19 protein-coding genes are annotated in these 24,702 nt (G+C 39.0%); 14 read left to right on the top strand and 5 right to left on the bottom strand.

All coding sequences use genetic code 11. From position 1 onward, the window contains the following. Nucleotides 1-120: 120 nt before the first annotated feature. Nucleotides 121-2,958: an RNA polymerase-associated protein RapA gene (gene rapA, locus ABLB96_RS15730; protein WP_348895389.1), complete on the top strand. Its 2,838-nt coding sequence runs from the start codon at nucleotides 121-123 to the stop codon at nucleotides 2,956-2,958. 54 nt (nucleotides 2,959-3,012) lie between these two features. On the opposite strand, the gene ABLB96_RS15725 is transcribed toward rapA, so the two are convergent. Both ABLB96_RS15725 and fabR read right to left on the bottom strand, forming a co-directional pair. After that, entirely contained in the window at nucleotides 3,013-4,029 is a 1,017-nt protein-coding gene (locus tag ABLB96_RS15725) for an AI-2E family transporter (RefSeq protein ID WP_348895388.1), read from the bottom strand. Between the two features lie 166 nt (nucleotides 4,030-4,195). Then, nucleotides 4,196-4,891 (bottom strand): HTH-type transcriptional repressor FabR, encoded by a 696-nt coding sequence (fabR, locus tag ABLB96_RS15720; RefSeq protein WP_348895387.1) that lies wholly within the window; start codon nucleotides 4,889-4,891, stop codon nucleotides 4,196-4,198. Between the two features lie 140 nt (nucleotides 4,892-5,031). Between fabR and ABLB96_RS15715 the strand changes: the two genes are divergently transcribed. Together ABLB96_RS15715 and ABLB96_RS15710 are read left to right on the top strand one after the other, a co-directional pair. Continuing rightward, complete coding sequence (locus tag ABLB96_RS15715; protein ID WP_348895386.1) at nucleotides 5,032-6,102, top strand: ferredoxin reductase; 1,071 nt, start codon at nucleotides 5,032-5,034, stop codon at nucleotides 6,100-6,102. Nucleotides 6,103-6,114: 12 nt separating this feature from the next. Beyond that, complete coding sequence (locus ABLB96_RS15710; RefSeq protein ID WP_348895385.1) at nucleotides 6,115-7,209, top strand: acyl-CoA desaturase; 1,095 nt, start codon at nucleotides 6,115-6,117, stop codon at nucleotides 7,207-7,209. A gap of 33 nt (nucleotides 7,210-7,242) precedes the next feature. Here ABLB96_RS15710 and ABLB96_RS15705 read toward each other — a convergent pair whose 3' ends face one another. Continuing rightward, nucleotides 7,243-7,707, bottom strand: coding sequence for a hotdog fold domain-containing protein (locus tag ABLB96_RS15705; RefSeq protein WP_348895383.1), 465 nt, complete (start codon nucleotides 7,705-7,707; stop codon nucleotides 7,243-7,245). Nucleotides 7,708-7,825: 118 nt separating this feature from the next. On the opposite strand from ABLB96_RS15705, the gene ABLB96_RS15700 reads away from it, so the two are divergent. After that, nucleotides 7,826-8,458 carry a TetR/AcrR family transcriptional regulator gene (locus tag ABLB96_RS15700; RefSeq protein WP_348895382.1) on the top strand — a complete coding sequence of 211 codons (633 nt, stop codon included), beginning with the start codon at nucleotides 7,826-7,828 and terminating at the stop codon, nucleotides 8,456-8,458. 54 nt (nucleotides 8,459-8,512) lie between these two features. Here the strand turns inward: ABLB96_RS15700 and ABLB96_RS15695 are convergent, their stop codons facing one another. Then, complete coding sequence (locus ABLB96_RS15695) at nucleotides 8,513-9,214, bottom strand: SIMPL domain-containing protein (protein ID WP_348895381.1); 702 nt, start codon at nucleotides 9,212-9,214, stop codon at nucleotides 8,513-8,515. 465 nt (nucleotides 9,215-9,679) lie between these two features. Here ABLB96_RS15695 and ABLB96_RS15690 point away from each other — a divergent pair, with 465 nt between their 5' ends. From ABLB96_RS15690 to ABLB96_RS15680, 3 genes are all read left to right on the top strand, one after another. Next, on the top strand, nucleotides 9,680-11,053 hold the full coding sequence (locus ABLB96_RS15690; RefSeq protein ID WP_348895380.1) for a diaminobutyrate--2-oxoglutarate transaminase: 1,374 nt from the start codon (nucleotides 9,680-9,682) through the stop codon (nucleotides 11,051-11,053). A 2-nt stretch (nucleotides 11,054-11,055) separates the two neighbouring features. Next, nucleotides 11,056-12,588 (top strand): aspartate aminotransferase family protein, encoded by a 1,533-nt coding sequence (locus ABLB96_RS15685; RefSeq protein WP_348895379.1) that lies wholly within the window; start codon nucleotides 11,056-11,058, stop codon nucleotides 12,586-12,588. A 286-nt stretch (nucleotides 12,589-12,874) separates the two neighbouring features. Continuing rightward, the gene (locus ABLB96_RS15680) at nucleotides 12,875-14,305 is read left to right on the top strand and encodes an aldehyde dehydrogenase family protein (RefSeq protein WP_348895378.1); all 1,431 of its coding nucleotides are present in this window, start codon (nucleotides 12,875-12,877) and stop codon (nucleotides 14,303-14,305) included. Nucleotides 14,306-14,375: 70 nt separating this feature from the next. Here ABLB96_RS15680 and ABLB96_RS15675 read toward each other — a convergent pair whose 3' ends face one another. Continuing rightward, nucleotides 14,376-14,861: an Lrp/AsnC family transcriptional regulator gene (locus tag ABLB96_RS15675; protein ID WP_348895377.1), complete on the bottom strand. Its 486-nt coding sequence runs from the start codon at nucleotides 14,859-14,861 to the stop codon at nucleotides 14,376-14,378. Nucleotides 14,862-14,995: 134 nt separating this feature from the next. On the opposite strand from ABLB96_RS15675, the gene ABLB96_RS15670 reads away from it, so the two are divergent. The 7 genes from ABLB96_RS15670 (at nucleotide 14,996) to sohB (ending at nucleotide 24,618) form a co-directional block, all read left to right on the top strand. Further along, nucleotides 14,996-16,717: a thiamine pyrophosphate-binding protein gene (locus ABLB96_RS15670; protein ID WP_348895376.1), complete on the top strand. Its 1,722-nt coding sequence runs from the start codon at nucleotides 14,996-14,998 to the stop codon at nucleotides 16,715-16,717. A 140-nt stretch (nucleotides 16,718-16,857) separates the two neighbouring features. Further along, a complete protein-coding gene (locus ABLB96_RS15665) occupies nucleotides 16,858-18,237 on the top strand; it encodes an amino acid permease (RefSeq protein WP_348895375.1) in 1,380 nt (459 codons plus the stop codon). A gap of 450 nt (nucleotides 18,238-18,687) precedes the next feature. Next, nucleotides 18,688-19,719 carry a substrate-binding domain-containing protein gene (locus ABLB96_RS15660; protein ID WP_348895374.1) on the top strand — a complete coding sequence of 344 codons (1,032 nt, stop codon included), beginning with the start codon at nucleotides 18,688-18,690 and terminating at the stop codon, nucleotides 19,717-19,719. 100 nt (nucleotides 19,720-19,819) lie between these two features. Next, nucleotides 19,820-21,199, top strand: a complete 1,380-nt coding sequence (gene pstC / locus ABLB96_RS15655) for a phosphate ABC transporter permease subunit PstC (protein WP_348895373.1) — start codon at nucleotides 19,820-19,822, stop codon at nucleotides 21,197-21,199. Further along, complete coding sequence (gene pstA, locus ABLB96_RS15650; protein WP_348895372.1) at nucleotides 21,196-22,593, top strand: phosphate ABC transporter permease PstA; 1,398 nt, start codon at nucleotides 21,196-21,198, stop codon at nucleotides 22,591-22,593. The genes pstC and pstA overlap by 4 nt, the downstream gene beginning before the upstream one ends. Nucleotides 22,594-22,606: 13 nt before the next feature. Next, on the top strand, nucleotides 22,607-23,509 hold the full coding sequence (pstB, locus tag ABLB96_RS15645; protein WP_348895371.1) for a phosphate ABC transporter ATP-binding protein PstB: 903 nt from the start codon (nucleotides 22,607-22,609) through the stop codon (nucleotides 23,507-23,509). A 146-nt stretch (nucleotides 23,510-23,655) separates the two neighbouring features. Beyond that, a complete protein-coding gene (gene sohB, locus ABLB96_RS15640) occupies nucleotides 23,656-24,618 on the top strand; it encodes a protease SohB (RefSeq protein WP_348895370.1) in 963 nt (320 codons plus the stop codon). Nucleotides 24,619-24,702: the final 84 nt, after the last annotated feature.

Here is a 24,702-nt window from a genome sequence, read left to right as displayed (position 1 = left end):
TTTTGTGGCAAAACAATTTAAATGCTTTTGCTGCAAAATTTTGCTTTAAAGACTACATAAAAAGATGCAAAAATAAGCTAATTTGCATCGTACAATATGTAGTGCGAACTTGAGAAAAAGGTGGAAAAATTGCAGCAGTATGCTATTGGTCAACGTTGGCTATCAGATACAGAGACTGAGCTCGGTTTAGGCGTTCTTATTGATGTAGACGAAAGATCTGTCAGCATTTTATTCCCCAAAAGCGATGAAACGCGTGTGTATGCACGTAATAACGCACCGCTATCTCGCATCATCTTCAATACGAATGATGAAGTTCAAGACCAAGAAGGCCAGAAATGGATTGTTGAGTCGGTTGAAGACCGTCATGGTGTTTTACGTTATAACGTGGTTCGTACCTTAGAAAATGGCGAACAAGAACGTAAAGCGCTCAATGAAACACGTATTGGCGCCCAAATTCAGTTATCAAAACCTTTAGATCGTTTGCTCGCGAGTCAAATTGATTATAAAGAGTGGTATGACCTACGCATTGAAGCCATGCTCATGCAGTCGCAAATGCAAACTAGCCCGTTACGCGGTATGGTTGGTGCACGTGTAGGTTTAATTCCACACCAGCTTTATATCGCACATGAGGTTGGTAAGCGTTTCGCACCGCGTGTTTTACTAGCCGATGAAGTTGGTTTAGGTAAAACAATTGAAGCTGGTTTAATTATCCACCAACAGCTTAAAACTGGCCGCTCTGAACGTATTCTCATTTTAGTTCCTGATTCACTGCAATATCAGTGGATGATTGAAATGCGTCGCCGTTTCAACTTGCAATTTTCTCTGTTCGATTTAACCCGTACTGCGTCTATTAAAGAACATGATCCAGAACTCAACCCGTTCTTAACTGAGCAATGCATTATTGCCAGCGTAGACTTGATGGTTGACCATGACGACTTGCGTGAGCAAGCGTTAGAAGCTGGTTTCGATTTGCTTGTAGTCGATGAAGCGCATCACTTGATGTGGAGCGAAGAAGAAGGCGGCAACGATCGTTACGACTTGGTTGAAGAGCTTGCTGAAAGCACAGCTGGTGTATTGTTGCTTACAGCAACACCTGAACAGCTTGGTGTAGAAAGTCACTTTGCACGCTTACGTTTGTTAGACCCTCAGCGTTTTAGCAGCTTAGAGCGTTTCTTAGATGAAGAAGCTCAATATCAGCAAACTGCTCAAGTTGCAGAAGTATTGATGTCAGATGAACCTTTAACTCAAGAGCATTTAACAGCTTTAGAAGGTTTATTGGGCCATTCAATTGAAGATCAGCCTGAACAACGTTTCAGAGCGATTCATGAGTTGTTAGACCGTCATGGTACAGGTCGTATTTTATTCCGTAATACACGTGAAGCGATTCAAGGTTTCCCGGGTCGTGATTGCCAGCCTGCACCTTTACCAGCGCCAGAAGATTGGTCAAAAGATGGTAAATTGCGTGAGCAAATGTGGCCAGAAGAAGCACAAATTGATGGTTCATGGATGCAAAATGACCCACGTGTGCCATGGTTAATGGAAGTTTTGCGTAAAGAACTTAAGCATAAAAAAGTTCTTTTAATTGCACGTAGTGGTCCTGTTGTTGAATCTTTAGAAAGTGTACTTCGTTTACATGCTGGTATTCGTACCGCAATGTTCCATGAAGGTATGAGTTTACTTGAGCGTGACCAAGCGGCTGCTTACTTTGCAGAAGAAAGCTATGGTGCTCAAATTTTACTATGTTCTGAAATTGGTTCAGAAGGTCGTAACTTCCAGTTTGCCAGTGACTTAATTTTATTTGATTTGCCAGCAAACCCAGACGTTTTAGAGCAACGTATCGGTCGTTTAGACCGTATTGGTCAAGAAAACCGTATCCAGATTCATGTACCTTACTTAATGGGCACCGCTCAAGAGCGCATGTTCCGTTGGTACAATGAAGCACTCAATATTTTCAGTAATATTTCTCCAACAGCTCAAACGCTGCAAGAAAACTTTATTGTTGAGTTAAAAGACTGCTTACTTGCAGACCAAGGTCAAACATTTGAAGATTTACTCGAAGAAGTCAATGTTCAACGTCAAGCTTTGGAAACTGAGTTACAAGCTGGTCGCGACCGTTTGCTTGAATACAACTCATGTCGTCCTATCGTTGCACAAGAAATTGTACAAGCGTTAGAAGACTACGATGACAACACAACATTACCGATGTTTGTGAAGCGTTTTATGTCTTCAACCAATATTGATTTTGATGAGCAAAGTAACGGTACTGTTATTATTCGCCCAACAGATCAAATGCAAGTACAGGGTTTGTCTTTAGACGAAGAAGGCATGACTGCGACGTTCTATCGCGATCAAGCACAATTACGTGAAGATGCTCAATATTTGACTTTAGAACATCCGTTCATTGAAAGTGTCATGGAAATGATCCGTACACAAGCGTTCGGTAGTACCAATGTTGCTGTTCTTAAGTCTAATGCATTAAAGCAAGGTTCAGTTTTACTTGAAGTTTGGTTTAAAGTTGATGTGGTTGCACCAAAATCTTTGAACTTGCCATCAAGCTTACCGAAACAGCTTATTCGCGTATTGTTAAGTGAAAATGGTCAGGACTTATCTGAAAAGATTGATCCAACGATTTTAAAACCATATTTGCACCATTTAGATGGTAATAGCTGTCGCCAAGTGGTTAAAGCTCGCCGTGAAGTGATCGAAGAGCGTTATAGACAAGCGCTTGATATTGCTAAAGTCGGCTTGCCTCAGCTTCAACAGCAGGCAAAAGAGCATTATGGCAATAAATGGCAATACGAGATTGATCGTTTAACTTATTTAAAACAGTTCAACCCAAGTATTCGTCAAGACGAAATCGAGCGCTTACAGAAGTTGCAAAAAGAAGGCTTGAGCTTGCTTGATGGCTTAACTGTAACACCAGAAGCAATTCAAGTACTTGTGGTAGTCAAACCATAAGCGTTGAATCATAAAAAAGCGCCTTAAGGCGCTTTTTTATTGAGTAAATTTTAATTAAATCATTCTGGCATCTTTTAATTCTAGTTTTAAATAGGCATAAAAGATTGGCGCTGCAATAAGCCCGCCTAAACCGAAAATTGACTCAAAAATTAACATGGCTAATAAAATTTCCCATGCATTGGCATTAATTTTATGTCCAATAATTTTGGCATTAATAAAATATTCTAACTTATGTACCAATACGAGGTAGAGCAGAGCGACACCTGCTAGACCAAGCGACACCGTAAGTGCAGCAATAAAGGTAAGCGTATTTGAAATTAAATTTCCTAAAATTGGAATTAAACCAAACAAGAAAGTAAGAATAGTTAAGGTTTTGGCGAAAGGCAGGTGCACGCCCCAAATTGGCAAGAGTACGAATGCAAATAATATAAAGAGCAGCGTATTAATTGCTGAAATTTTAATTTGGGCAAATACTACATTTCTAAAAGAAATTGATAGTTTTTGAATACGTTGAATGAGTAAAGACTTAAATACAGGCTGTGGTGCACGACGATGAAAGCCATGGATTGCCACCAAAATACCAATAATAAGGCCCATAATCATGGTTACAAAGTTATGTAAGACATCGGAACTGGCATTTTTTAATGTAGTCACGTTATCTTTCATAAACGCGAAAATTTCATCTTTTAGTTCTGTAACGCTATCAGGAATATAGCCCGGAAGATATTTACCAATTTCGGTTTGCAAGTGTAATAGCGTTTGGTCGACTTTATTGTTGATATTATGGATACCTACACCTTTTAAGTCATAAACTACAAAGCTAATTAAACTTGTAAAGAAAAAGGCAATAAGTGAAACCGTAATAATGCTTAGTAAAATACTAATAAAAACACGAGCTCTTTGACCATCAATATAACGTTCAACAACAGAGCTTAAACTAATAATAATTTCATAAATGAGAAAGCCTGCAAAAAAACTTGCTAATAAATGCAAGGGGATAACCGAAAGCAAAAAAATGCCCATCAGAATATAGCTTGCAATCAGGCTTTGACGATTACTCAAACTTTGCATGTGAATCCCTAAATATCGTGGGGAAATATGGTATGTATTGCTAGAATAATAATTACTTATACTCTTGCATGTTGGTTGCTTCAATCTATGAAGTATCTTTTTATCAAGAAATAGGTATATTTGTATAAAAATGGCTTGCCAAAATGCAAACCATTTTATGTGGAATTTATCGTATTTTTGCTTCGTCTAGATGACGGGCACCTTCTAAAATCATTCTTATCATGATCATTGTTTGTTCGGCGACTTCCGCACGCTGATGCACTGGAAGATCAATCACCTTGGCACCCATGTGAAATACAAGTTGTGTAATTGCTTTTGCAACGAGTTCAGGGTGATATAGGTGATTGTTATTTAAGCGCTCCAGACGGATTAAATCTTCTTGTAGTTCTTGCTGAAAAAAGTTGAGCTGACGATCTACAGCAGCTTTATAAGATGCAGAGCCTGTAAAGCCTTCGCGCAATAGCAAACTTAAATTACCTTCATCAGCATCGAGCTGTTGAAGAAAAATTTCGACAGAAGTGCGAATAATACTGTCTTGAAAAGATGCACGTAAACGAGCTTGACGAATAATTTTACGTAAAACGATACCAGCACGGTCAATGAGTGAAATCGCTAACTCATCAATATCTTTAAAATGACGATAGAAGCTATTTGGTGCAATGCCAGCTTCTCTTGCAACTTCACGTAGGCTTAATGAGGCAATACTTTTTTGTGGGCCAATCAAGTTAAGTGCAGCTTGGAAAAGTTCTTCTTTAGTAATGGTCGCTTTTCTTCCAACAGAACGCGTTGCTGTTTTTATTTCAATGACATCTTGTGAGGAGGTCGTGTCATTTTGGCTCTGAGAAAGTGAAGTTTGGGTCATGTTTTTCAATATATTCTTAAACTGTGTGGATTATAGCGTTAGACAGGGAACTTGTGAAATTGTAATTAAAAGTACGACTGTATATACAAATATATATACATGTGTATAATAATTAAAAAAGAGCGAAAGAGCCCTCAGTTATGCAAGTAATCGAAAAGAGAAATTCTCTATTCAATTCATTAACACAAGCCGTATTTGATAAGGATATGGCGAACTTCTGGCTACAAAAAATAAATCCTTTATGGTCTGTGCAGCACGGACTTGTTCAAATTGTAAAAAAAGAATTCGTAGCTCATGACACCGTGAGCCTGACTTTAAAATGCAACCGTTTGGTCAAAATGGGAGCTGCAGGTCAGCACCATCCGGTTATTGTAGAAATCGCAGGTCGCCGTTATGAACGTACATATAGCTTGACGCAAATCGATGCGCAGCACTTACGTTTAACTGTTAAAAAAGTTGCCGATGGTGTGGTAAGTAACTGGTTTATTGCTGAAAGTAAAATCGGCGATATTTTTGAATTAGGTCAGCCTTATGGCGACATGCAACAAAATATCCAGACGCCAAAATTAATTATGCTAGCTGCGGGTAGTGGTATTACACCAATGTTGAGCTTAATTACTGCCATTAAGCAAAGCCAGCAGTTGGAAAAAGTACAGGTTCAGCTTTTATATTGGGTAAAACAGCGTTCTGATGCTGCTTTTACAGAATTTTTCGAGCAAGTGGCAGAGCAAAATCCAAACTTCAGCTATCAAGTGTTCTACACGCAAGAAACGCCAAATGATGAGCGTTTAAATGCCGAACATCTTGTATTAGTTGATGATATTGAAAACAGCACAGTCTACGCATGTGGTCCATCTGGCTTTGTTACAACTGTCGAAGAGCTTTTTGAAAAAGCGCCAGCCGTACTTACGGAAGCATTTAGTTTAACGAATGAAAGCTCGGCAGATGACGTCGGTTATGTAAATGTCACATTAACCCAGTCTAATAAAGTGATTGCAATTCCTAAAGGCCAATCCATTTTGGTGAGTCTTGAACATGAAGGCGTAAAGCCGACACATGGTTGCCGTATGGGAATTTGTAATAAATGTGTTTGTAGTAAAGCGCAAGGTTCTACACGTAACTTACTGAACGGTAGTCAAAATACAGAACCAAGCCAGTTGCTTAAGATTTGTGTGAACTCTGCACAATCCGATCTAGTTATTGATCTTTAAGAGAGACCTCTTATGAATATGCCAGTGAAAGTCGAATATTTTAAAAATCCTAAAAATCGCGATTTGACTCCAGCGGAACTTGAAGCATTTGCAAAAGAGCTTGATCAGATCAAACAAGAAGTATTGGATGATTTGGGTGAAAAAGACGCTAAATATATCCGCCGTGTCTATGCCGCAGTTCGTTACAGTGGCCTTTTAGGACGTGCATGTCTATTTGCCGGATGGTTTCCACCAGCATGGGTTTTAGGTACAGGTCTATTAGGCTTCTCTAAAATTATGGAAAACATGGAACTCGGTCATAATGTGATGCACGGTCAATATGACTGGATGAATGATCCGAAGTTTAATGGTCAAACTTATGAATGGGACACTGTAGGTACATCTGATAACTGGCGTCAAACGCATAACTATAAGCATCATACTTATACCAATATTAAAGGTATTGATGATGACATCGGTTATGGCTTGCTTCGTTTATTCCCAGAGCAACGCTGGAAACCAGGTTTCTTACTTCAACCGGTTTATAGTATTCCGTTTTGCTTATTGTTCCAGTGGGGCGTAGCAATTCAGAATCTTGAAATCGGGCGTGTTCTTTACAAGCGTAAGACCAAGGCTAAGTTTTTAGAAGAGTTAAAACCAGTTAATAAAAAGATTGGTAAACAACTTTTTAAAGACTATGTGTTCTTCCCATTAATTGCAGGTCCTGCAGCATTACCTGTATTTACAGGAAACTTGGTTGCAAATGGTCTTCGTAATATTTGGACATTCAGTATTATTTTCTGTGGTCACTTCACAAAAGATGCTGAAGTATTTCCAAAAACAGTTTTACAAGACGAAAGCCGGGGACACTGGTATATGCGCCAAATTCGTGGTTCTTCTAACTTAAAAGGTTCAGAAGCATTCCATATTTTATCTGGTCACTTAAGTCATCAAATTGAACATCACTTATTCCCAGATATTCCTGCTCGTCGTTATCGCCAAATGGCTCCAAAAGTTGAAGCAGTTTGTAAAAAATATGGTTTGAACTATAACAATGCCAGCTTTGTTAAACAGTTCGGCCAAGTGGTAGGGCGTATTGCCAAATATGCTTTCCCATTTAAAAAATAAGATTGAAAAGCCCTGATAATTTCAGGGCTTTTTTTATTTCTTTTTAGAAATCCACATCGTAATTGTGGCGTGAAATACTTTATCTTTATGAGTGTCATAAACATCTACACTTACTAAATATTCTCCTGCTTTTTCCCAGTCATAATCAGCTTCTACAGGCGTTGCAATAGCGATGAGGTCTGTTTCTGCCTTTTTTAAATATTCAACGGTCATGCCTTTAGGAATCCAGCGATGGGTAGAAGGGACAGTCACTTCTGTCATGGTTCCACCCGCAAGTTCTGCCATGTTACACATAGCAATCGCATGGACTGTTCCAATGTGATTAAGCACTGAGCGCTTCTTCTTGATAGAAATTTCGCAATGATTCGGCTTTAACTCAATGAATAGAGGAGAGATACTGCCGAAATAAGGGGCTTTTAAGCACAGCATACGAGAGAAAGTCCATTTTCCTCTAGGAAAAGCAGACACTTTTTTCCAAAGTTCTAAGGTGGTTGGCATGATTTAACTTCCTATAATTTTAAATACAGAATATTATTCTGTTAAAGAATATAGTTCTGTTTACAAATAGGCGTCAAGTCATTCAAAATATCTCCGATGACTGGTCAGAGAATACAAAATGATATCTGCTCAAAACTTATTAGAACGCTTATATCCGGAAAGAAGAGCAGCTTTAAAACGTCAAATATTGTTAGATGCTTTAGCTTGTTTTTTAGAGCATGGTATTGAAACAACCAGTATTGAGCTGATTCGAGCTAAGTCACAAAGCAGCGTAGGGGCGATTTATCATCATTTTAAAAATAAAGAAGGAGTTGTGGCAGCTCTATTCTTTTCAGCTTTAGATGACCAAGCCGCTTTAAGAGATGAATACTTAAGTCAGGCCAAGTCATTACAAGAAGTTGTATATGCTTTAATTCACAGTTATGTCGACTGGGTGAGTGAACAACCTGAATTTGCAAAATTCTTAATTTCTGCACGCTTTAGTGTAATGCAGGGTGAAGACCAAGAATCTCTTGTTCAGAAAAATAAGTTAAGAAATCAAAAAATATTTAACCTGATTTCAAACTTTGAGGAATTTAAAGCTTTAAGTTTAATTCCAAATGAACTTTTGCTTTCATTGGTGATCGGTTCTACAGAGAGCTACTGCCGTGCATGGTTATCACAACGAGTAAGCTCAGATCCAAAAGTTTATAAAGATATTTTAGCCAAAGCTGCGTGGCATTCTTTGCAAAACTTGATGTCAGAGTCTTAAATTTAACTATAAAAAAACCGCATTATTCATGCGGTTTTTTAGTTTAAAAATAAATTATTTAAACTGAATTGAGCCATTAGCATTTACGGTAATTTTAGACTCACCAGCAGCCATATCTTGAGCTGGAGCAGCTTCTGCGGCAGCAAATTTAGCCATGCTTGCACGCATCAGTGGTTGTGGGAAATAGTTATTGGTATTTAAGTTTAAATTAACCAATGTATATTGGCCCTTATTCCAAGCTTGGGTCAAAATTTGCGCACGTTGCTGGAAGTTTTTAGATGCTTCTACCATCAACTCATTTTCAACTTTCTTACGTTGTTCATCTGAAACGCTAAAATTAATTGACTGGGTTTGGAAGTTTTGTTGAAGCTCATTAATTAATTGGCTTGCTGCTTTAAAATCTTTACTTTCAAGACGGATTTCTGCGCGGCCACGCCATTCTTTTAATTTATTACTGTCATTGTCATAAATTGGATATGTGCTTTGAGCACCTGTTTCCACTTTCACTTGCGGGTATTTGCGTGAAGTCGAAAGTGCTTGATTCATTAATTGGTTAATTTGATTTGAAAGTTCAGCAGGCTGCTTGTTACTTTTCTCAATGTATAACGTTGCATGCATTTCATCGTTAGAAACTTGACGAGAAGCTTCAGCTTGTACATTGACAATATTGTAGTTAAGCGCCTTGTCATCTTGGGCAAAAACCATAGGGCTAAGTACCGTACTAAGGAGAAGAGTAGAGATTGCTAAAGTACGCATAAATTTATCCTTTAAACTCATATAAATTTAATTTTTTTCATTTAGAAATCTTAATCATAAGTTATGCATAACTTTTGCATGTTTTGTGGGGTATTTGTAATATCTTAATAGAGTTTTTTAAATGAGCGGTAAAAATAAATCTTTATAAAAATAATAACTTGATGAAAATGTATTTCACTGTAACTTAAAGAATCAAACTAATATAAAAAAAGAATATTTTCTTTAGGTTGTCACATAGTATGATGATAATTCATCATAACTATTGGGATAATACATATTTTCAATAAGATTAGATGAGTAAAGTACACAAAAGACGTTTTTTTTCTTGCAAAATTAGGTATCATCGCGCTCCTAGTTACAAGATATAAAATATGTGTCTTCGCTAGTTCTATAAAGCACCGAGTCAAAGGACCAAAAGTCACCAGACTTATTTCTTTCTACCCTTATCAGAGATGGTAATCCGATATGAGCGTTACTTCTGTCAACCCTGCCAATAATGCTACCAACGAATATTATTTGACTCGCCAAAGTCAGATGGAATCGAATGTTCGTAGCTATCCACGTAAATTACCGTTAGCGATAGCGAAAGCACAAGGCTGCTGGGTTACTGATGTTGAAGGTACACAGTACCTTGATTGTTTAGCTGGGGCAGGTACATTGGCTTTAGGTCATAATCATCCTGCGGTGATTCAAAGTATTCAAGATACATTGGCAAGTGGTTTGCCATTGCATACTTTAGACTTAACCACACCTTTAAAAGATGCGTTTACTGAAGCGTTGTTAGCATATTTACCAGGCGGTAAAGAAGAATACTGTTTACAGTTCTGTGGTCCTGCTGGTGCAGACGCGACTGAAGCAGCGGTTAAACTTGCTAAGACTTATACTGGTCGTAGTTCAGTTATCAGTTTTTCTGGTGGCTATCATGGTATGACCCATGGCTCACTTGCAATGACTGGTAACCTAAGTGCGAAAAATGCAGTTAACGGTTTAATGCCAGGCGTACAATTCATGCCATATCCGCATGAATATCGCTGCCCACTTGGTTTAGGTGGTGAAGCTGGTGTTGACGCTTTAACTTATTATTTCGAAAACTTTATCGAAGATGTTGAAAGCGGTGTAACTAAGCCTGCTGCTGTTATTCTTGAAGCAATTCAAGGTGAAGGCGGTGTGGTTACAGCTCCAGTAAAATGGTTGCAAAAAATCCGTGAAGTGACTGAAAAGCACAACATCGTTTTAATTTTAGATGAAGTTCAAGCTGGCTTTGCACGTTCAGGCAAAATGTTTGCATTCGAACATGCGGGTATTGAACCTGATGTTGTTGTAATGTCTAAAGCAGTAGGTGGTGGTTTACCACTTGCAGTATTAGGTATTAAACGTAAATTTGATGCTTGGCAGCCTGCTGGTCACACGGGTACTTTCCGTGGTAACCAACTTGCTATGGGTACAGGCCTTGTTGTATTAAAAACGATTAGCGAACAAAATCTTGCTCAAAATGCGCAAGAGCGTGGTGACTTCTTACAAGCTGAATTGAAAAAATTAGCGAGTGAATTCCCATGTATCGGTAACGTACGCGGCCGCGGTTTAATGATTGGTGTTGAAATCGTTGACGAGCGTAAACCTGCTGACCGTATCGGTTCTCATCCTGCTGACTCTCAGTTAGCGGCTGCGATCCAGACTGCTTGCTTTAACAACAAGTTATTGCTTGAAAAAGGTGGTCGTAACGGTACAGTAATTCGTTTACTTTGCCCACTTATCATTACTCAAGAAGAGTGTGTGGAAGTTATTGCTCGCTTTAAGAAAGCAGTTGCAGAAGCATTGGTTGCAGTACGAGGCGCGTAAGAATGGTGGATTTTGCAGAACATCGTAAAGCGTTACTCTGCAATGATGCACAATCCATTGCTGACTATGAGTCAGCAATGGGCGAAGCGGTAAAAGCCGTTTCAGCATGGTTGCAAAATGAAAAAATGTACACAGGCGGTAGCATTAAAGAATTGCGTTCAGCAATCTCTTTCCAACCTTCAAAAGAGGGTATGGGTGTACAACATTCACTTCAACGTATGATTGAGCTTTTCTTAAATAAAAGCTTAAAAGTACATCATCCACATTCATTAGCACATTTACACTGCCCAACTATGGTGATGAGCCAGATTGCGGAAGTGTTAATCAATGCAACTAACCAATCTATGGACTCATGGGATCAAAGCCCTGCAGGTTCATTAATGGAAGTTCAGCTTATTGATTGGTTGCGTCAAAAAGTAGGTTATGGTTCTGGTCAGGCGGGTGTTTTCACCTCTGGCGGTACTCAATCTAACTTGATGGGTGTATTGCTTGCGCGCGACTGGTGCATCTCGAAAAACTGGAAAGACGAAAATGGTAATCCATGGTCTGTACAGCGTGATGGTATTCCAGCCGAAGCAATGAAAAACGTCAAAATCATTTGTTCTGAAAATGCACACTTCTCTGTGCAAAAGAACATGGCAATGATGGGTATGGGCTTCCAGTCAGTTGTGACTGTTCCTGTGAATGAAAATGCACAGATGGATGTCGATGCTCTCGAAAAAACAATGGCGCATCTTCAAGCTGAAGGTAAAGTTGTTGCTTGTGTTGTTGCAACAGCAGGTACAACTGATGCTGGGGCAATTGACCCATTGAAGAAAATCCGTGAAATTACGACGAAGTATGGTTCATGGATGCACATTGATGCGGCTTGGGGCGGTGCACTGATCTTGTCAAATGACTATCGTGCAATGCTTGATGGTATTGAGTTATCTGACTCGATTACCCTCGACTTCCATAAGCATTATTTCCAAAGCATTAGCTGTGGCGCGTTCTTGTTAAAAGACGAAGCAAACTATCGCTTTATGCATTATGAAGCTGAGTACTTGAACTCTGCTTATGACGAAGAACACGGTGTACCTAACCTTGTATCTAAGTCATTACAAACGACTCGTCGTTTTGATGCATTAAAATTGTGGATGACAATTGAATCACTTGGTGAAGACCTATATGGTTCAATGATTGACCATGGTGTAAAACTTACTCGTGAAGTTGCAGATTACATCAAGGCAACTGAAGGCTTAGAGCTTTTAGTTGAACCACAATTTGCTTCGGTATTGTTCCGCGTTGTGCCACAAGGCTACCCAGTCGAGTTTATCGATAGCTTGAACCAAAACGTAGCGGACGAATTGTTTGCACGTGGTGAAGCAAATATCGGTGTAACAAAAGTGGGTAATGTACAGTCTTTGAAAATGACTACATTAAGTCCAGTTGTGACCTTCGAAAATGTTAAAAATCTTTTAGGTCAAGTATTGGCTGAAGCTGACCGCATTAAAGATGCGATTGCTTCTGGTAATTATGTACCACCAATCGACTAATTGAATTGATAACAAAAAAAGCTCGGTTTATTGCCGGGCTTTTTTATTACATATTACTTTTATTTAAAATGTGTATGAAAATAGGTATATATGCACAAAACATGCATATTTTCAAAAAACAAAAATAATTATGCATGATTTATGGGGAGCAAATTTCTTATTGTATTGGTATGTTCCCGATATTTTTGGGTCGCATTGATATATCAATATCGTACTTACTTTAAATAATCCCGCTTTAACTAAATAGGTAAGTGGCTGTAATTACAATTAAGACAAGGAAGAAGAAATGCAACAAGCGAATATGCTCAATGAATTTAAACTCATTATTGGCGGTCAACTTTGTTCAGGTGAACAAGGTGAACTAGAAATTATTAATCCTGCTACAGGGTTAACTGCTGCACGTTGTGCAAAAGCATCGGTTGCGCAGGTAAATCAGGCAGTGAGCGCAGCTAAACAAGCCTCTAAAGCTTGGCAACAGGTTTCACATGAAGAGCGTAAATCAATCTTAAATAAGATTGCAGATGGCATTGAAAAGCATGCTGAAATGCTCGCAGAGCTGGTTGTACTTGAGCAAGGTAAGCCATTAGCACTGGCACAAATGGAAGTGCAGGGCGCAATTGGTTGGACACGTTACGCTGCTGCTATGGATTTACCTGTAGAAGTTATTGAAGACAGTGAAACCAAACGTATTGAGCGCCATCGTCAACCATTAGGTGTAGTGGCTTCAATTACACCTTGGAACTGGCCACTTATGATTGCGGTTTGGCATATCATGCCGGCATTACGTGCAGGTAACGTTGTCATTAGCAAACCTTCTGAATACACACCGCTCTCGACTTTACGTTTATGTGAAATCATTCAGCAAGAAGTTCCAGCAGGTGTGATCTCGATTGTGGTTGGTGCTGGCGAGATTGGTGAAGCATTATCTTCTCATGCAGATGTGCAAAAAGTCGTGTTTACGGGTTCAACTCGAACAGGCCAGCACATTATGGCTGGTGCTGCTCAGCAGCTAAAACACTTAACTTTAGAGCTTGGCGGTAATGACGCTGGTATTGTATTACCAGATGCAAATATCGATGAAATTGCAGCTAAGATTTTTAATATGGCATTCTTAAACGCTGGCCAAACATGCGCGGCGTTAAAACGTTTATATGTGCATGAAAGCCAATATGAGGCGTTATCTCAAAAGTTAGCGGACGTTGCCAATGCTCAAGTTGTTGGTGATGGTATGGCATCTTCTACAACGTTTGGTCCAGTACAAAACCAAATGCAATATAACAAAGTGAAAGCTCTTATTGCTGAAGCTATTCAACAAGGTGCGAAAGCACTTTCTGGACAACAACAGCTACCAGAGCAAGGTTATTTTATTGCACCAACCATTTTGACTGAAGTTTCTGATACGTGCCGTGTGGTACAAGAAGAACAGTTTGGCCCGGTATTACCTGTCTTAAAATATACCGATATTAACGATGCAATTGCTCGTGCAAACGACAGTGAATTTGGTTTAGGTGGATCAATCTGGTCTTCTGATATTAAAGCTGCTCAAACTTATGCGACTCAGCTTCAATGCGGTACTGTTTGGATCAATACCCATGCGGAAGTTCTTCCTCATGCGCCTTTTGGTGGCTGGAAAATGTCAGGTATAGGTGCTGAATTTGGTTTAGAAGGTTTACTTGAAAATACGATTGGGCAAACAGTCCATATCAGTAAAGTCTAAATATTCATTTTAAGGCGGATCTAGTATCCGCCTTTTTATTTTCATGTATATAGGAAAAAGTTTGGCTTGCTTACTGGGAGTGGTGATAGCTCATGCTTTTAGGTTTAATTAAGAAATGATTCTGTTCTTTAATTTTTTTCAAAACAATGTAAGACTTTATGTGACCAATAAAATTATAAGAAAGTAATTTCTCCGTTACAAATTGAGAAAGCTGCTCCAAGTTTTCAGCAACGACTTTTAAAATAAAATCAGCATCGCCACTAATCGAAAATGCATCTTGAATGTTATCTTCAGCTTCAATCAGTTCTTGAAAAGCTTGCTGTGCTTTTGCCTCGTGTGTCCTTAAATTAATATGAATCATGGCGGTAACTTCCAGCCCTAGTGCCTGTTGCTGGATACGCGCCGTGTAACCTAGAATCACGCCTTTTTGCTCAAGCAGTTGACGTCGTCTAGAACATTGCGAAGCAGATAAACCGATTAAATCTCCAATTTCCTGATTGGTGAGCCGTCCATTCTTTTGTAGTGCCTGAATGATTTGCCAGTCGAACTTATCCATTGCATAAAATCCTTTTATGATACACAAATCATGTATTTTTATTAAAATGCGTTTTTATTATGCACGAAATCTAAAAGGTAGATGAAATATTATTTTTCTATGGAATAAAAATTGGTCTCAAAGGATATAGAGCAATGTTCATAGAAATCGGTGAATTTTTAAATCTTCGTCTAAAACAAATGGGTATCCAACATCTCTTCGGTGTACCTGGTGATTTTAACCTCTCATATCTAGAACAAGTTGAAGCAGACCCACAGCTCGAATTTATTGGAAATTGTAATGAATTAAATGCTGCCTATGCAGCAGACGGTTATGCACGAATTAACGGTTTTTCTGCCTTGGCCACTACTTATGGTGTAGGTGACTTAAGTGCAATTAATGGTATTGCAGGTGCTTACGCAGAAAATGTCCCGCTTATTCATATCTCAGGTATTCCACCTTTACATGCAGTTCAAAAGGGCACTTTAATACACCATACGCTGGTCGATGGTAACTACGACAACATTATGAACTGTATGAAAGAGTTCACAGTTGCTCAAACACGTTTAACGCCAGCAAATGCAGCATTTGAAATTGATCGCGTATTACGTCAGTGTTTCCTTGAGCGTCGTCCTGTACATATTCAATTACCAGGCGATATTACTCACGTTAAAATTGAAGTGTCTGAGCGTCCGCTCGACCTAAGCTATCCAGCTGTTGAACCAGAATTATTGCAAAGTGTGGTAAGCAAACTTTGTGACATTATTGCCAATGCTCAAAGTCCAGCACTTCTTATTGATAATGAAGCTTCGGTTTTTGGTGTAACTTCACTTTTAAATGATTTATCTCAAAAATGCTCAATTCCATTTGCAGGTATGAATACTGCAAAAAATATTATGGATGAAGGCTCACCTCGTTATATCGGGACTTATGTGGGTGGGGCAAGCCAACCGCATGTGAAAAATATCATTGAGCAATCTGACTGTTTGATTGGTATTGGTGCACGTTTTACCGATGTGGGTTCAGCTGTATTTACTCATCAAATTGAGACTAAGAATTACATCGAAATTAAATCTTATGGTTTGAGTATTTTTGGTCAGGATTTTCCGGGTATCGAGATCGGACAGTTACTTGTTGAGCTAAATAAAAAAGTTGCACCACGTAAATCGACAACACCTCTTCTTGAAAAACAAACTCAAAAAGTAGTTGAAGCTCCAGCTCAACAAAAGCTAAGCCAAGACGTGCTTTGGAACTACATTTCAGGTTTCTTAAAAGAAGATGATGTGATTATTGGTGAAGTCGGGACATCAAACTCTGCTTTGTCAGGTATAAAGCTTCCGGCTACTGCTAAATATATTGCTCAGCCGCTTTGGGGTTCTATTGGTTATACCTTGCCGGCTTTGCTTGGTAGTTTGTTGGCTGCCCCTGAACGCCGTCAAATTTTGTTTATTGGCGATGGTTCATTCCAGCTTACGGTACAAGAGCTTTCTACAATTATTCGTCATGGTTTAAAGCCAATCATTTTCTTGTTGAACAATGGCGGTTACACCATTGAGCGACTCATTATGGGCGAAAATGCTGCTTATAACGATGTACAGAACTGGAAATACACTGAAATCCCAGCGGTATTTAACGGTAAAAAAGGCCATACAACGTATGTTGTTGAAACTGCTGGACAGCTCAAGAGCGTTTTAGATAACGTTCAGCAAAATGATCAGTTAACTTTTATTGAATTAAAACTACCTGCAATGGATGCGCCAGTAAGTTTGAAGAAATTTGCTTCCGTGATTGCACGTTTTGACTATGGTGATCGTGGCTACGAAATTTTAAAGGAGCGTTCCCAACCGATTAAATGTAAGGATGCAAGCTCGTTTTAAATAGAAGATAGGACACGTCTTCTCAAAAATTAAATGGACTCATATTAAAGCAACTTATATCCGAAGGTCGGTTTCTGATCTTCGGATATGGTGCTGAATAAAGGTGTACAGGAAGTGACACCAACATTGGAGATAATGTTATGGATGCAAACAATAAGCACGAGTTAAAACAAGGCTTATCCAATCGACATATTCAACTCATCGCACTCGGAGGGGCGATCGGAACAGGGTTATTCTTAGGTCTTTCTCAAACAATTAAATTGGCTGGTCCTTCAATTTTATTAGGATATGCAATTGCAGGGGTGATTGCCTTTTTAATTATGCGTCATTTAGGCGAAATGGTTGTTGAAGAACCGGTGAGTGGTTCTTTTAGTTATTTTGCAAACAAGTACTGGGGCAAAATGGCTGGTTTCATGTCTGGCTGGAACTACTGGGTGTTGTATGTACTGGTAAGTATGGCCGAACTGAGTGCAATTGGTACTTTTATACAGTTTTGGTGGCCTGAAATTCCGACATGGCTAACTGCTTTATTTTTCTTTATTTTGATTAACGGCATTAACTTGGTTAATGTCCGCTTTTTTGGGGAATCCGAATTCTTATTTTCTTGCATTAAAATTGTTGCTATTTTAAGCATGATTGGTTTTGGGGCTTATCTCTTATTTTCAGGTTCGGCAGGTCCGCAAGCAGGTGTTGCGAATTTATGGCAACACGGTGGTTTCTTCCCGCATGGTCTGCATGGCTTTATCATGGCTTTGGCTGTCATTATGTTCGCATTTGGTGGTTTAGAGCTTATTGGTATTGCAGCAGCTGAAACAAAGAAACCTGAAACAACCATTCCAAAAGCAGTGAACCAGATTGTTTATCGCATCCTGATTTTTTATATCGGTGCAATTGGTATTCTTTTATGTCTGTATCCATGGAATATGGTGGCAGAAGGCGGTAGCCCATTTGTTTTGATTTTCCAGTCGCTCAATAGTAATGGCGTGGCAAATGTACTGAATTTTGTGGTCTTGATTGCTGCCATTTCGGTTTATAACAGCTGTATTTATTGTAATAGTCGTATGCTGCATGGTTTAGCAGAGCAAGGTAATGCTCCGGCAATTTTGAAAAAAGTAAACAGCCGTGGTATTCCGGTTCCGGCAGCCATTGTTTCTGCATCAATCACGGCAGTATGTGTGGTGGTGAACTATTTAATTCCGGGACAAGCATTTCAGATCTTTATGATGTTGGTTGTAGCAGCACTTGTTATTAACTGGCTTATGATTTCAGTCACACATTTGAAATTTACCAAAGCAATGAAACTACAGCGTCGCCAAACTAAGTTCCAAAGTATTCTGAGTCCGTGGAGTAATTATTTAACCATTAGCTTTGTATGCTTTATTCTTATTATTATGGCAATGACACCAGACATGAGACTGGCTGTGATTTTAGGTCCTATTTGGTTAGCTGCTTTAGCTATTATGTATTTCTTTAAATACCGTAAAAAAATGGTCGCAATGCCAGAAGTACAATCGAACTAATGAACTAAATTTACAACGATATTGCGGTTATCTGACATAAAGCAGATAGCCGTTTATCTTTTGTCATAATATTTTCATGTAACATTGAAATAATTTTTAAAAATAAATAATCTGTATAAACATTTAAAAAAGCATTTATGAAATAAACTTGTAATATCAATAAATTAAATTCTTTAATTTTTCGATTTTTAAAAAATTATGGTAGTAGCGTTTATTACGTTGTCATATTTATTGAAGCTTTTAAGGGCTAAGACCCTTATAAATTATAAGTAAATGTTTGATATCAAATAAAATTAGAAATATGACAGTGAACATTATAAAAATCATGAAAGCGTCATCATACTGTAACTTATTTGTCATATTTTCTATTCACAATGCAGCTATCGAAGAGCGTACAAGCACTCAACAAAAAGTGACGTACAACCTATTGCATTAATGAGAGAGAACAGAATGCGCTTAAATTCACGTCAAATCGCAATTGCGTTAGCAGTAACTGGGGCCGCTGTAACAACGACTGCAAATGCAGCTCGTGATACGATTCAAATTGCTGGTTCTTCAACTGTATTACCGTTTGCCAGCGTTGTAGCTGAAGAATTCGGTAATACATTCCCTCAATTTAAAACTCCTGTTGTGGGTTCTGGTGGTTCTTCTGCTGGTTTAAAACAGTTCTGTCAAGGCGTGGGCGACAACACGATCGACGTAGCAAATGCTTCTCGTAAAATTAAAAGCACTGAAATTGAAGCTTGTAACAAAGCTGGTGTAAAACAAATTCAAGAAATTAAAATTGGTTATGACGGTATTGTATTTGCGTCTAGCTCACACAAAGCAGCTTATAAATTAAAACCTTATCACGTGTTTGCTGCTTTAGCTGCACAGTTACCTTCTAAAGGTAAATTGGTTCCAAACCCTTATACAAACTGGAACCAAATTGACAAGTCACTTCCTAATGAGCCGATTACGCTTGTTATTCCTGCATCTAACCACGGTACACGTGAAGTTTTCCAAGAGAAAATGGTTGATGCTGGTTGTGAATCATACGAATACTTCAAAAGCTTAGAGAAAGAAGCTCAGAAGAAAGCATGTTCTACTTTCCGTAAAGATGGCCGTGTAATTGAAATTGCTGGCGACTATACAGAAACATTAGCTCGCTTAAAAACTTCTCCAAGTGCAGTTGGTGTATTTGGTTTAAGCTTCTATGACATGAACCGTGACAAGTTACGTGTAGCATCAGTAAACAACATCCTTCCTTCTGAAAAAACTGTGTTGAATGGTACATACCCTGTATCTCGCCCATTATTCTTCTACGTGAAAGGCGAACACTTAAAATCAGTTAAAGGTTTACCACAGTACGTAGAATATTTCCTAAGCAAAAAAGCGACTGGTAAAGGTTCTAAAGCTGAGCGTGATGGTTTAATCGCAATGTCTGATGCAGAACGCGCTAAAGTTTTAGCTGACTTTAAAGCAGGTAAAACTGTTAAATAAATTGTTTTGAATAGGGGCTGGTGATCCCAAGCGGTCATCAGCCTTTTTGTCTAACACGTTTTTCCCAAATTATGACAATTGAGAAAACAGTGGAGAATACATGAATCTGCTACTTATCGGTGTGTTGTTAGCCCTTGTGGCAATCGCATATCAACTTGGGCTGAGAAAGAGCCGTAACCTAGCAGGTAAGGGAAGCAACTCGGCGACACTACATTCTCGTCCTGGTTATTATGGCGCACTGGTTGGGCTTTGGTGCGGTATCCCTGCTTTTTTAATTTTGATCATTTGGAACTTGGTTGAGCCAAGTATTTTAAATCATATTATCTTTAATAATGTTCCTGCTGCTGTGAGTGCTTCTCTCGATGAAGCTGCTAGAAGTGTTCTTGTAGATCGAGTTCAAGCGATTGCTTCAGGTTTTGGGGTAAGTGATCATCCAGCTGCTTATGAGCTAGCTGCTGCTCAGCAATATGCAAAATTTCAAACTATTGGCTCTTTTGCCAAATTTGCTGTTGTTGTATGTGCAGCCTTGTTGGGTTTAGCTTGGGCAAAGAAAAAAATCAACCAAGAATATCGTGCACGTAACCAAGTTGAACGTGCTATTAACGTTGCTTTAATCTTGTGTTCTGGTGTTGCAATTTTAACCACCATTGGCATTGTGATGTCGATGTTTGGTGAAGCGATGCACTTCTTCCATTTTGTGAGTCCAATTGACTTTTTCTTTGGTACAGAATGGAACCCGGGCTTTAGTACTTCAGGTAATGCTGAAGGAAGTTATGGTTTATTACCATTGCTATGGGGAACACTCATGGTCAGTGGTATTGCTCTACTCGTTGCTGTGCCAGTTGGCTTGATGATTGCCATTTATCTGGCTGAGTATGCTTCTCCATGGTTACGTTCTTGGGCAAAACCAACGATTGAAGTTTTGGCGGGTATTCCAACAATCGTTTATGGTGTTTTTGCCATGATGGTTATTGGGCCATTTTTTAAAGCTGCCGGTGCATATGTCGGTATCGAAATTAACGCAACCAGTGCTTTAACTGCCGGTTTCGTTATGGGAATTATGATTATTCCGTTTGTGTCATCTTTGTCTGATGACATTATTACTCAAGTTCCTCGTGCACTACGTGATGGTTCACTAGGACTTGGAGCAACCAAGTCAGAAACAATTCGCCAAGTGGTTTTACCAGCAGCTTTGCCGGGTATTACAGGTGCATTCTTATTGGCTGTATCCCGTGCCGTGGGGGAAACCATGATTGTGGTTTTGGCAGCGGGGAACAGTCCACTTCTACATGCAAATCCATTTGAAGCTGTTTCGACAGTCACTGTGACCATTGTAAAACAGTTAACGGGTGATACCGATTTTGCAAGTCCACAGGCCTTGGTAGCATTTGCACTGGGTTTAACACTCTTTGTGATTACTTTGGGATTAAACATTGTTGCACTGTACATTGTGCGTAAATACCGTGAGCAATACGAATGAGTACATCAAATACATCGTCTCCTACGGATCAGAACGTATTTGATCCACAAGCTGCTGCTCAGGCACGTGATCGCCGTAAAAAAGTGATTGAAAAATCATTGGCTAAACGTCACCGTAAAGAAAAAGCTTTTCGTTTTGCTGGTTTTTCGGCAGTTGTGATTGGTCTTGCATTTGTTGCACTACTGTTTGGCAGTATTTTGGCAAAAGGTTTACCGGCATTTTGGCAAACCAGTATGAATGTACCGGTTTACTTTGACCCTAAAGTGATTGATGCAGGTCCTGTACCTGTACGTACACAGGGTGAAACACCAGCGCATTACCAAGAACGTTATGTCGATTGGCAAACAAAAATGGGTATGGTGGATTGGGATAGCCTCATCGTAAATGGAATGGTTGCAAAGGATCCTTCACTTGAGTCACAGCGTGATTCGTTACGTAGTCTTTATGCAAGCTCAGAAGCATATCGTTTACGTGATATGGTATTTGCAAACCCGTCACTTATTGGTAAAAAAGAAAATCTTACTTTCTTAGGGGATGCCAATGTCGATGTATGGTTAAAAGGTAATATTGACCGTTCATTACCAGATGATCAGCAACAGCTAGATCCGGAAATACGTAAGCTCGCTGATGATCTAAAAGCAAAAGGTATTCTTGAAAATACATTTAATACCAATTTATTTACAAATCCGGACTCTCGTAGTTCACCAGCTATTAGTGGTCTTGCTGGTGCATTTATGGGCTCGTTATTCATGATGCTGATCGTCATCCTGATTTCGATTCCAATTGGTGTAGCAAGTGCTATCTATTTAGAAGAATTTGCTCCAAAGAATTTCATTACCGACATTATTGAAGTCAACATTAATAACCTTGCGGCTGTTCCTTCAATCGTGTTTGGTTTACTCGGTGCTGCGATTTTTATTGGCTGGATGCGCTTACCATTGTCAGCGCCGTTGGTCGGTGGTTTGGTATTAAGTTTAATGACATTACCAACCGTCATTATTACCACACGTGCTTCTTTAAAAGCTGTGCCACCATCAATTCGTCAAGCTGCACTTGGTTTAGGTGCATCTAAAGTACAAACCGTTTTTCATCATGTTTTACCGTTGGCGATGCCGGGGATCATGACGGGTGCGATTATTGGTGTTGCACATGCTTTAGGTGAAACTGCGCCGTTACTTTTAATCGGGATGAGTGCATTCGTTGCAAGTATTCCAACAACTCCATTTGATCAAGCAACTGCTTTACCTGTTCAAGTTTACTTATGGCAGGGTAATGAGTTGCGTAACTTCTTCGAAGGCCGTACTGCTGCTGCGATTATCGTACTTCTTGCATTAATGATTGGCTTAAACAGCCTTGCAATTTGGTTACGTAAAAAGTTCGAAGTGCGTTGGTAATAGAGGATAAATCATGAATACTATTGATATTACGAATTCCTTAGAAAAGGATAAGTTAGTGAATACTGAACAATCTAAACTTACAGATACACAATCGCATCATAGCACTTCGTATGTTTCGCATTTTGAACCTCATACTTCAAAAAAGCCGAATTCAACCGAAATCAAAATCAGTGCTCAAGACGCCCATGTTTATTATGGTGACTTTGAAGCGATTAAAGGCATCGATTTAGATATCTATCAAAATGAAGTTATCGCATTTATTGGACCATCGGGTTGTGGTAAATCGACTTTCCTTCGTACTTTAAACCGTATGAATGACACGATTGATGGTTGCCGTGTAACAGGTAAGATCACATTAGATGATAAAAATATCTATGATCCAAATCTAGATGTTGTATTACTGCGTGCTCAGGTGGGTATGGTGTTTCAAAAGCCAAATCCATTCCCTAAGTCTATTTTTGATAATGTTGCGTATGGACCGAAACTACATGGTTTAGCACGTGATAAATATGACCTAGAAGAAATTGTTGAAAATAGCTTGCGTAAAGCAGGTCTATGGGAAGAAGTTAAAGACCGTTTGAATCAGCCGGGCACAGGTTTATCTGGTGGTCAGCAACAACGTTTATGTATTGCACGTACTATTGCAGTAAGTCCTGAAGTAATTTTGATGGACGAACCTTGTTCTGCGCTTGACCCAATTGCTACAGCAAAAGTGGAAGAGTTGATTTCTGAACTTTCTGATCAATATACCATTGTCATCGTAACGCACTCGATGCAACAGGCAGCACGTGTTTCAGACCGTACAGCATACTTCCATTTAGGTGATTTGATTGAAGTAAACTCGACAGAAAAAGTGTTTACTCAACCTGATCATCAGTTGACTGAAGCCTATATCACGGGTCGTTTTGGTTAATTACCAGCGATTTAAAAAAAGAGCCAAGTGCTCTTTTTTTTATTTAATAAATGAAAATGAATCTATTTTGCAAAAACACTATTGAATTTTAATCAAAAGAACCACATCTTAAGGCTATAAAGAGAAACTTATGAGCATAGAATTTTATGTTATTCCATTTGCCTAAACTCCCTGCAGAGATACGTGTCAGTCATTTGAATGCACGTGTAAATGAACAGCGAAAAAAAATTGCACAAACGACATCAAGCCGTTTAGAGCTTTTACAATTAGCACAACAACTTGCGAAAGAAGCGAAGATCCGCCGTAAAAACAACCAGAAAATTTTTGTTTTAGATTTTAAGGGTGATATTCAGGCATCTGCGGTTGAAAACTTACGTGAAGAAATCACACTCATTTTAGCAACGGCTAAAGCTGGCCGTGATCGTGTAGTGGTACGCCTTGAAAGCCCAGGTGGTATGGTTCATGGTTATGGACTAGCAGCGGCTCAATTGGTTCGTTTGCGTGATGCAGGTTTTCATTTAACGATTTGTGTCGACAAAGTCGCTGCAAGTGGTGGTTATATGATGGCATGTATTGCAAATGAAATTATTTCTGCACCATTTGCTGTAGTAGGTTCAATTGGTGTAGTTGCTCAGGTTCCAAATTTCAATCGTCTTTTAAAAGAACATAATGTTGATTTTGAACTTTACACAGCAGGTCAATATAAGCGTACTGTGACCATGTTTGGTGAAAATACGCCTGAAGGTAAGGCAAAGTTTGAAGAAGAGCTACAGCAAACGCATCAGTTATTTAAACACTTTGTAGAGAAATATCGTCCACAGCTTAATGTAGATAAAGTCGCTACAGGTGAACACTGGTATGGACGAGATGCGCTTGATTTAAATCTTGTTGATAAGCTAGAAACTTCTGATGAGTACCTGTTAGCTTTGTTACCACAACATGATGTGTATGTGATTAATACACGCAAGAAAGCAACCTTAGGTGAAAAATTGGGTCTGCAAGCAGCTCAAATGGCTGATAGCTTGATTCCGGCTGTAATGAATAAAGTGGCAGATAGTTTGGCAAAAGCGAACTCAACCTTAGTTCAAATGCGCGATACGAAGTTTTAATTCAGATTTTATATTTGAACGTGAGAGTACCGTTATCGGTACTCTTTTTTTATAACTAAAAAAGAAAACTGATTAATATTTGTT

This window comes from Acinetobacter sp. XH1741 (assembly GCF_041021895.1).
GTDB lineage: Bacteria > Pseudomonadota > Gammaproteobacteria > Pseudomonadales > Moraxellaceae > Acinetobacter.
The sequence above is the reverse complement of the archived record's forward strand: the minus strand, read 5'-3'. Positions and strand labels throughout refer to the sequence as shown.

Coding starts and splice junctions, on each gene's coding strand:
- pstA (WP_348895372.1), top strand. CDS start 21,196: ATGAGTACATCAAATACATCGTCTCCTACGGATCAGAACGTATTTGAT.
- ABLB96_RS15715 (WP_348895386.1), top strand. CDS start 5,032: ATGCAAGTAATCGAAAAGAGAAATTCTCTATTCAATTCATTAACACAA.
- fabR (WP_348895387.1), bottom strand. CDS start 4,891: ATGACCCAAACTTCACTTTCTCAGAGCCAAAATGACACGACCTCCTCA.
- ABLB96_RS15685 (WP_348895379.1), top strand. CDS start 11,056: ATGGTGGATTTTGCAGAACATCGTAAAGCGTTACTCTGCAATGATGCA.
- ABLB96_RS15660 (WP_348895374.1), top strand. CDS start 18,688: ATGCGCTTAAATTCACGTCAAATCGCAATTGCGTTAGCAGTAACTGGG.
- ABLB96_RS15710 (WP_348895385.1), top strand. CDS start 6,115: ATGAATATGCCAGTGAAAGTCGAATATTTTAAAAATCCTAAAAATCGC.
- ABLB96_RS15670 (WP_348895376.1), top strand. CDS start 14,996: ATGTTCATAGAAATCGGTGAATTTTTAAATCTTCGTCTAAAACAAATG.
- ABLB96_RS15690 (WP_348895380.1), top strand. CDS start 9,680: ATGAGCGTTACTTCTGTCAACCCTGCCAATAATGCTACCAACGAATAT.
- ABLB96_RS15705 (WP_348895383.1), bottom strand. CDS start 7,707: ATGCCAACCACCTTAGAACTTTGGAAAAAAGTGTCTGCTTTTCCTAGA.
- pstB (WP_348895371.1), top strand. CDS start 22,607: ATGAATACTATTGATATTACGAATTCCTTAGAAAAGGATAAGTTAGTG.
- pstC (WP_348895373.1), top strand. CDS start 19,820: ATGAATCTGCTACTTATCGGTGTGTTGTTAGCCCTTGTGGCAATCGCA.
- ABLB96_RS15680 (WP_348895378.1), top strand. CDS start 12,875: ATGCAACAAGCGAATATGCTCAATGAATTTAAACTCATTATTGGCGGT.
- sohB (WP_348895370.1), top strand. CDS start 23,656: ATGTTATTCCATTTGCCTAAACTCCCTGCAGAGATACGTGTCAGTCAT.
- ABLB96_RS15665 (WP_348895375.1), top strand. CDS start 16,858: ATGGATGCAAACAATAAGCACGAGTTAAAACAAGGCTTATCCAATCGA.
- ABLB96_RS15725 (WP_348895388.1), bottom strand. CDS start 4,029: ATGCAAAGTTTGAGTAATCGTCAAAGCCTGATTGCAAGCTATATTCTG.
- ABLB96_RS15675 (WP_348895377.1), bottom strand. CDS start 14,861: ATGGATAAGTTCGACTGGCAAATCATTCAGGCACTACAAAAGAATGGA.
- ABLB96_RS15695 (WP_348895381.1), bottom strand. CDS start 9,214: ATGCGTACTTTAGCAATCTCTACTCTTCTCCTTAGTACGGTACTTAGC.
- ABLB96_RS15700 (WP_348895382.1), top strand. CDS start 7,826: ATGATATCTGCTCAAAACTTATTAGAACGCTTATATCCGGAAAGAAGA.